This window comes from Sphaerospermopsis kisseleviana CS-549 (assembly GCF_028329225.1).
Lineage (GTDB): Bacteria > Cyanobacteriota > Cyanobacteriia > Cyanobacteriales > Nostocaceae > Sphaerospermopsis > Sphaerospermopsis kisseleviana.
The window spans coordinates 1-6,704 of the sequence record NZ_JAQMTI010000086.1 but is presented as its reverse complement, the minus strand read 5'-3'; the positions used below and the strand labels follow the sequence as shown (position 1 = coordinate 6,704).

The 6,704-nt window shown below is 35.2% G+C and carries 7 protein-coding genes and 2 pseudogenes; 6 read left to right on the top strand and 3 right to left on the bottom strand.

Going from position 1 to position 6,704, the window contains the following annotated elements; all coding sequences use genetic code 11:
• The first annotated feature begins 256 nt into the window (after nt 1–256).
• The 5 genes from PN497_RS06490 to PN497_RS06470 all read left to right on the top strand — a co-directional run bounded on the left by PN497_RS06490 (nt 257) and on the right by PN497_RS06470 (nt 3,914).
• Complete coding sequence (locus tag PN497_RS06490; protein WP_096567186.1) at nt 257–523, top strand: ribbon-helix-helix domain-containing protein; 267 nt, start codon at nt 257–259, stop codon at nt 521–523.
• Nucleotides 520–813: a type II toxin-antitoxin system RelE/ParE family toxin gene (locus PN497_RS06485; protein WP_096567188.1), complete on the top strand. Its 294-nt coding sequence runs from the start codon at nt 520–522 to the stop codon at nt 811–813. The genes PN497_RS06490 and PN497_RS06485 overlap by 4 nt, the downstream gene beginning before the upstream one ends.
• Before the next feature lie 436 nt (nt 814–1,249).
• Nucleotides 1,250–2,098, top strand: coding sequence for an alpha/beta fold hydrolase (locus tag PN497_RS06480; RefSeq protein ID WP_096567190.1), 849 nt, complete (start codon nt 1,250–1,252; stop codon nt 2,096–2,098).
• A gap of 166 nt (nt 2,099–2,264) precedes the next feature.
• Nucleotides 2,265–2,867 carry a protoporphyrinogen oxidase HemJ gene (hemJ, locus tag PN497_RS06475; RefSeq protein WP_096567192.1) on the top strand — a complete coding sequence of 201 codons (603 nt, stop codon included), beginning with the start codon at nt 2,265–2,267 and terminating at the stop codon, nt 2,865–2,867.
• Between the two features lie 174 nt (nt 2,868–3,041).
• Nucleotides 3,042–3,914 carry a DUF6671 family protein gene (locus PN497_RS06470; RefSeq protein ID WP_096567194.1) on the top strand — a complete coding sequence of 291 codons (873 nt, stop codon included), beginning with the start codon at nt 3,042–3,044 and terminating at the stop codon, nt 3,912–3,914.
• 581 nt (nt 3,915–4,495) lie between these two features.
• Here the strand turns inward: PN497_RS06470 and PN497_RS06465 are convergent.
• From PN497_RS06465 to PN497_RS06460, 3 genes and pseudogenes are all read right to left on the bottom strand, one after another.
• Nucleotides 4,496–5,305 (bottom strand): annotated as a pseudogene (locus PN497_RS06465) (IS630 family transposase); the annotation flags it as partial.
• Nucleotides 5,263–5,415, bottom strand: coding sequence for a hypothetical protein (locus PN497_RS25885; protein ID WP_409349322.1), 153 nt, complete (start codon nt 5,413–5,415; stop codon nt 5,263–5,265). The pseudogene PN497_RS06465 and the gene PN497_RS25885, both read right to left, overlap by 43 nt.
• 57 nt (nt 5,416–5,472) lie before the next feature.
• Nucleotides 5,473–5,562: pseudogene (locus PN497_RS06460) on the bottom strand (class II aldolase/adducin family protein); the annotation flags it as partial.
• A gap of 256 nt (nt 5,563–5,818) precedes the next feature.
• On the opposite strand from PN497_RS06460, the gene fabG reads away from it, so the two are divergent.
• Nucleotides 5,819–6,559 carry a 3-oxoacyl-[acyl-carrier-protein] reductase gene (gene fabG / locus PN497_RS06455; protein ID WP_096567195.1) on the top strand — a complete coding sequence of 247 codons (741 nt, stop codon included), beginning with the start codon at nt 5,819–5,821 and terminating at the stop codon, nt 6,557–6,559.
• The last annotated feature ends 145 nt before the right edge of the window (nt 6,560–6,704 follow it).

The window sequence follows — 6,704 nt, the reverse complement described above, 5'->3', positions numbered from 1 at the left end:
TCGCGTCGGCAATAGTCTCAATTCAATACTTGATATCACCGTATTATATATCAAGTAGTTGATTTTTTCCTAAAAATATATTGATTTTTGTCAATACAAGTATAGTTTTGTCTATGAAATTGTCAACTTAGGACTTGCTCACTCAGAGCATGGGAACTAGAGACTAGAGGCTGAATGGGAATATGCTTGTCATGGTGGAACTAACCCAAGTTACATATTGTTTATAATAAAAATTATCAATCACAGAAGACAAACCATGAATATTACCCTAAACCCAGAACAAGAACAGTTTATTAAAACCCAACTAGCACAAGGTAAATTTCCTGATGCTCAAGCAGTAATTAATCAAGCATTACAATTGTTACAAGAAACACAAAAAGAATATGAAGAATGGGTAGAAGATGTGAGAATTAAAGTCAACGAAGCAGCAGCAGAATTAGAACGAGGTGAAGGAGTTCCTTTAGAAACAGTCATTGAACAAATGCAAGCCAAATTTCGCCATGCGCGTGAGGCGAAAAAATGAATCAATGTTTAATTTCACCTCAAGCAATAAAAGATTTAGATAGCATTTCCGAATATTTTTTAACTAGAAATATTGAAACAGGAGAAAAGATTTTTCAAGAATTTACGAGAAAGTGTGAAAACTTGCTGCAATTTCCCCAAATGGGGCGTAGTTACGAACACATCAGAAAAGGAATGCGGGGAATACCTCTTAATGGTTACATCATTCTTTATCAACTTGTTGATGATCATGTAGAAATTCTCAGAATTGTCAATGGTCGTCAAGATTTAGAATCTTTGTTTGCAGGATAAATACATAAACGCGGATAAACGCAGATTTTCAGAATCAAGATATCCAGGATTAAAGGATTTACAGGATAGAATCAATTAAAAAATTAGGATATTTTCACAAATAAAAGCGGATGCCTATATAATTAAAGAAGATTTTTTTACAAATGATAAGGATTTTCATGATGAATCCAGCACTGGAAAACAAAAAATATATTTTAGAAAAACTAGACAATTTAACACCTACACAACAGGAACAAGTATTAATTTTTATTAATTCATTATTCTGACAAAAAATATTTAACTGTTTTATGATATCTCTTAATAGCTCCTTATTTTATCAGGTTGTCAAATAAAAGTCAATAATCCCCTACTTGTTTTTTAGTCTTGACAATAAATGATAAATTAATGTTAGAAGTCGGGGATCTATATCATTGCATTTTCAGGATCGGAAAATAAAGTGTCAATAAAAGAACATAAGATAACAGTAAATTCCCTAGAATGGTATTATCGGGAAGCCCAACCCATTGGACAAAGTGATTTATTACCAGTGGTATTACTACACGGCATAGTTTCCCAAAGTTATAGCTGGAGAAATATTATACCAGCTTTGGCAGCACAGGGAACAAGAGCGATCGCACCAGATTGGATTGGATACGGCTTTTCTGCAAAACCAGAAAAACGCGATTTTGCTTACACTCCCGACGCATTTATCAAAGCTTTAGATGACTTTATTCAAGCTATAGAATTAGAACGTTTTTCCTTAGTTGTGCAGGGATTTTTAGGTTCAGTTGGTTTACAATATGCCTTGAAAAATCCTCAAAAAATCGCCAACATTGCCATTTTAAATGCTCCCATTTCTACATCTGCTAAACTACCTTGGAAAATTCAACAAATGGGTTTACCATTAGCAGGGGAAATGATGACACAAGATCCCTTATTAGTGGATAGAACCTTAGAAGGTGGATGTCGTTATCGCATCGAAGATCAAGATTTAGATGTTTATAGAAAACCGTTCTTGAAAACTTCAGCATCTGGTCGCAGTTTACTATCAACAATTAGAAATTTGCAACTGGATCAAGCCATGTCAGAAATTGAAACAGGTTTTAAAGAATGGCAAAAACCGATTTTAGTACAATGGGGAATCATTGACCCTTGGTTATCTTTAGATATGGCTGAAAGTTTTGTGAAATCTGTACCCGATGGGGACATAATTAAGTTACATAATGTGGGACATTATCCCCAAGAACATTATCATGAAGTGATTTTACAAGACCTGTTACCCTTTGTGCGTCGTCATAGCAGGTGACAGGTGACAGGTGACAGGTGACAGGTGACAGGTGACAGAAATAATTGATTACCAATTATCAATTACTAATTACCGCGATAATCTGCAACCTTGTCAACTATTGCCGTAACCTGATAATAAGAGTAAATGCAATCATCTGTAAATTGACTAAGGTAGGTGACAATTCATGGCTTATTCATGGTTTAAAGCCTTTCACATTATTGGTTTTGTAGTTTGGTTTGCAGGGTTATTCTACCTGGTGCGTTTATTTATTTACCACGCAGAAGCGAACCAAGAACCAGAACCCGCAAAAACGATACTGAAAAACCAGTATCAACTGATGGAAAAACGTCTTTACCATATTATTACCATCCCCGGAATGATCGTCACCGTAGCGATGGCCATTGGTATTCTTTCCACTAACCCAGACTTGTTAAAAGAAACTTGGTTACATTTTAAATTAGGCTTTGTGGGTATTTTATTAATCTATCATCATTATTGTGGTAGATTAATGAAACAGTTAGCCGCCGATGAATGTAAGTGGAGTGGACAACAATTAAGGGCTTTAAATGAAGCACCGACTTTGTTATTAGTTGTCATTGTCATGTTGGCTATTTTCAAGAATAATCTACCCACAGATATTACTGCTTGGTTAATTTTTGGTTTAGTGATTTTCATGGCTGCTAGTATTCAAATGTATGCCAAAATTCGCAGACGCAATAAAGAAAAAATGTTGGCAGAAATGAATCAAGTTAATCAAAATAATCAAGTTCCCCAAGCGCAAAGTTAAGTTTTGAGGTGGGCATTGCCCACCATAAAAATGTAAGATTCAGGAGTCAGGAGTCAGTAGGGGCAAACCCCCTGTGGTTGCCCTCTCTCTTTATATCTAGGTTTCACCTTTGATTCTGTACCTGATTGATCTGCAATCTTCTGTAATATTATTTATCAGGGAGTCTCAACAGTAATGACAAAGCAATTATTGAAAAATCTCTTTAATAACCGTGTGGCTGTGATCGCAACTATGCACCATAAAGAACAAGTAATTGCCCCATTATTACAACAAGAATTAGGAATTAAGATTATTGTACCACAGGATTTTAACACGGATGTTTTTGGCACATTTACCAGAGAAATAAAACGCCCAGATACACAAATTGCCACTGCAAAATTAAAAGCACAAAAAGCTATGGAGATGACAGGGGAAACTATAGCTATTGCTAGTGAAGGAAGTTTTGCACCTCATCCCAGTTTTCCTTATATTTATGCTAACAGAGAAATTATTGTTTTTTTAGATCAAGAAAAAGAATTAGAAATTGTTGGCGAAGTTTTTTCTACTGATACTAACTTTAATCATCGAGTTATTAGCAGTTTAGCAGAAGCAGAAGAATTTGCTGAAAAAGTCGGTTTCCCTGAACATGGTTTAGTGGTTTGGTTTGAAAAATCAAATCCTGAAAATCTTGAAATTATTAAAGGTATAACTACCACAGAAAAATTACAGGAAGCTGTGAATTTCGCTTTCAATAATTCCCCCGATGGTAATTTACATATAGAAACTGATATGCGGGCGCTTTATAATCCAATGCGGATGAAGAATATCGAAAAAGCTACCCAAGATTTGCTGAATAAAATTAATAGTTGTTGTCCTCAATGTTCTACCCCTGGATTTAGTATAACTCAAAAAATTAAAGGTTTACCTTGTGAAAGTTGCCATCAACCAACTTTATTAACTATGGCGGTAATTTATCAATGTCGCAAATGTAATTTCATAGAGAAAAAATTATATCCTGATGGTAAACAGTTTGCAGATCCGGGATTATGTGAATATTGTAATCCTTAATCACAACTCATAAATAATAAATGATAAATGTTCAAAAATTCCAATATTGAAAATAGACAGCCACATTTTCATGGAAAGGATAGGTTTTAAACTGCAATCAAACAATTATCAATTTTCAATTGTCAATTATCAATTGATATCTGAATAAAGCCCCCTCTTGAACGGTTAATAACAAGAGGGGGTTTGGAGCTAAAGTCCGGTAGGGTAATCGGGCTATTTAATATTTAATAATTATTCGCTATTTATCAAGTCCTCCTTTAGAGAGATAAATTTTTAGATAAAATTATTTGTTGGTATAATTAGATAAAAAATTGATAAAAAAAGCCCCCGCTATCAGATATCAACGGGGGAATATTGTATTAAAGTTCGTCAGGTGATCGGAATATTTAATTATTTAGTATTTATTGTTTGTATCTTTATTCCTCCATTAGATAGAGAAATTTTGCAATATCTGTTTAAATTCGTCTATTAAAATACTAAGTGTTACTTTTGGTGAGCTTTATTAGTACAGGAGTCTTGCTCAGACTCTTTCTGCGAGAGATTTTAAAATAAAAATTAATACTTGGTAAGCTGTTGTGCAGCTAAATCGAATAAACAGCATTACCTTTATTTTTAACTTTGCGCTCCCATTTAATAATAAGACCTCCTTCGTTTAGCAATTTATTTAATAATTCTTCTAACTGTTCTACTGATTCAAATAATCTGTGGGCTATATATTATTTCGCTGAATGCCATACCAGTTCAATTAAATTATAATCTGGACTATAAGGTGGTAAAAATTCCAGAATAATATTTGGCATTTCTGCTTCAATACGAGCCAAAATATCTTTTCTTTTATGGTAACTAGCATTATCAAGAATAATCACTATCTTAGCTGAATTATCATTAAAGTCTTCAGGCTTATTTCCTGCTTCTATCCATTCCTGTTTTAAAAAATAGTTGAGAGATTTTAACTGTTCATAAAACACATCTGCATTTCCCTGTTTAATCACAAAATTTATTCTTTTTTTGTCATGATAACGCAACCCTCCCATAATATTCACTCTTCCCCTTCTTCTTTGTCCTGTCACCTCTTTTCTCTTGCCTTTCTTTCCCCATGTTTTTCTTCTTATCACTCTTAAACTAAATCCACTCTCGTCCCAAAACCATACCTGTAAACGCTCTGGTGATGATTTTGTTATTTTTAAATATTCAGCTAATTTTTCTTTAAATAACTTACGCTTCTCTGGACTTTGTTTATCCTCTAGGCTATACTTTGCCCAAAGGTAAACGTACTTTTTTCTCTCTAAAATTCTCCTTACTTGCGAACTACTTAACTTTATTCCTGTCTCTATTTCTAGATATGTCGCTAATCTTGCTGATGTCCATCTGCCAAATTCATATCCACATTCATCAACAATAATATTAGTATTTTCTCTCTTACATAAGGATTATCTTGCTCTTTTAGGTGTTTTAATAGCTTTTCTCTCTGTTCTTGAGACAGATGGTTTTTTGCTGGCATAATTCAGAAGCGATCGCTTAGTTACTTAATTCCCTATTATACAATCTAGCTGCACAACAGCTTATGACCAACAGTTAATAACCCATGATTTCTTAAAATAATCGCCTTTTTTTCTCCTAAAGTTGCCGCAATGCGATCGCCCTCTTTAGGTAAATTTAGTGCTAATTTGGGTGAATTAATCAATAATTACATGGGGTAATTCTGACTAATTCCAACTTATTAATAGTATCAAATAATGAGTCAAGTTTTTTATTTTCACAGATAAATAAACAGTCACCCGTCACCCGTTACCCGTCACCTGTCATCACTAAACAACTTTATTGACAACCTCTAAATAGTTCAATCACTCCCAAATCACCATAAAATAATTAACGCCGTATCTGCAAACATTCATAAAAATCAGATGACATTATTACAGAATCAAGTCGCCATTGTTACAGGAGCATCTAGAGGTATTGGACGTGCGATCGCTCTCCAACTAGCATCCCAAGGTGCAAAAGTCGTAGTTAACTACGCCAGTTCCAGCACCGCAGCAGAACAAGTAGTAGCAGAAATTACAGCAGCAGGAGGAGAAGCCATCGCCCTCCAAGCAGATGTTTCCCAAGCAGATCAAGTAGATACACTGATAAACACAACCTTAGAAAAATTTAACCGCATTGATATCTTAGTCAACAATGCAGGGATTACCCGCGATACATTGTTATTACGGATGAAATTAGAAGACTGGCAAGCTGTTATAGACCTCAACTTAACAGGTGTATTTTTATGTACAAAAACCGTCAGTAAAATCATGCTCAAACAACGTTCTGGCAGAATTATCAACATTGCTTCTGTAGCCGGACAAATGGGCAATCCAGGACAGGCAAACTACAGCGCCGCCAAAGCAGGTGTGATTGGTTTTACCAAAACCATCGCCAAAGAACTAGCTACCCGTGGTATCACCGTTAACGCCGTAGCACCAGGCTTTATCAAAACTGACATGACCAGCGATATCAAAGCTGATAACATATTACAATTTATTCCCTTGGGGCGGTTTGGTGAACCAGAAGAAATTGCTGGTATGGTGAGGTTTTTAGCAGCTGATCCCGCCGCAGCTTACATTACAGGTCAAGTCTTTAACGTCGATGGTGGGATGGTAATGTAATTGGTAAAGAAGGGAATAGGGAATAGGGAATAGGGAATAGGGAATAGGGAATAGGGAATAGAAAAATCTTCATTCTGACTCCTTGATCTCCTGACTCCTGACTCCTGACTCCTGACTCCTGACTCCTGACTCCTGACTCCTGACT

Bases quoted from the DNA above. Each gene is read 5' to 3' on its own strand.
- PN497_RS06490 (WP_096567186.1), top strand. From the start codon at position 257: ATGAATATTACCCTAAACCCAGAACAAGAACAGTTTATTAAAACCCAA.
- PN497_RS06470 (WP_096567194.1), top strand. From the start codon at position 3,042: ATGACAAAGCAATTATTGAAAAATCTCTTTAATAACCGTGTGGCTGTG.
- fabG (WP_096567195.1), top strand. From the start codon at position 5,819: ATGACATTATTACAGAATCAAGTCGCCATTGTTACAGGAGCATCTAGA.
- PN497_RS06485 (WP_096567188.1), top strand. From the start codon at position 520: ATGAATCAATGTTTAATTTCACCTCAAGCAATAAAAGATTTAGATAGC.
- hemJ (WP_096567192.1), top strand. From the start codon at position 2,265: ATGGCTTATTCATGGTTTAAAGCCTTTCACATTATTGGTTTTGTAGTT.
- PN497_RS25885 (WP_409349322.1), bottom strand. From the start codon at position 5,415: ATGCCAGCAAAAAACCATCTGTCTCAAGAACAGAGAGAAAAGCTATTA.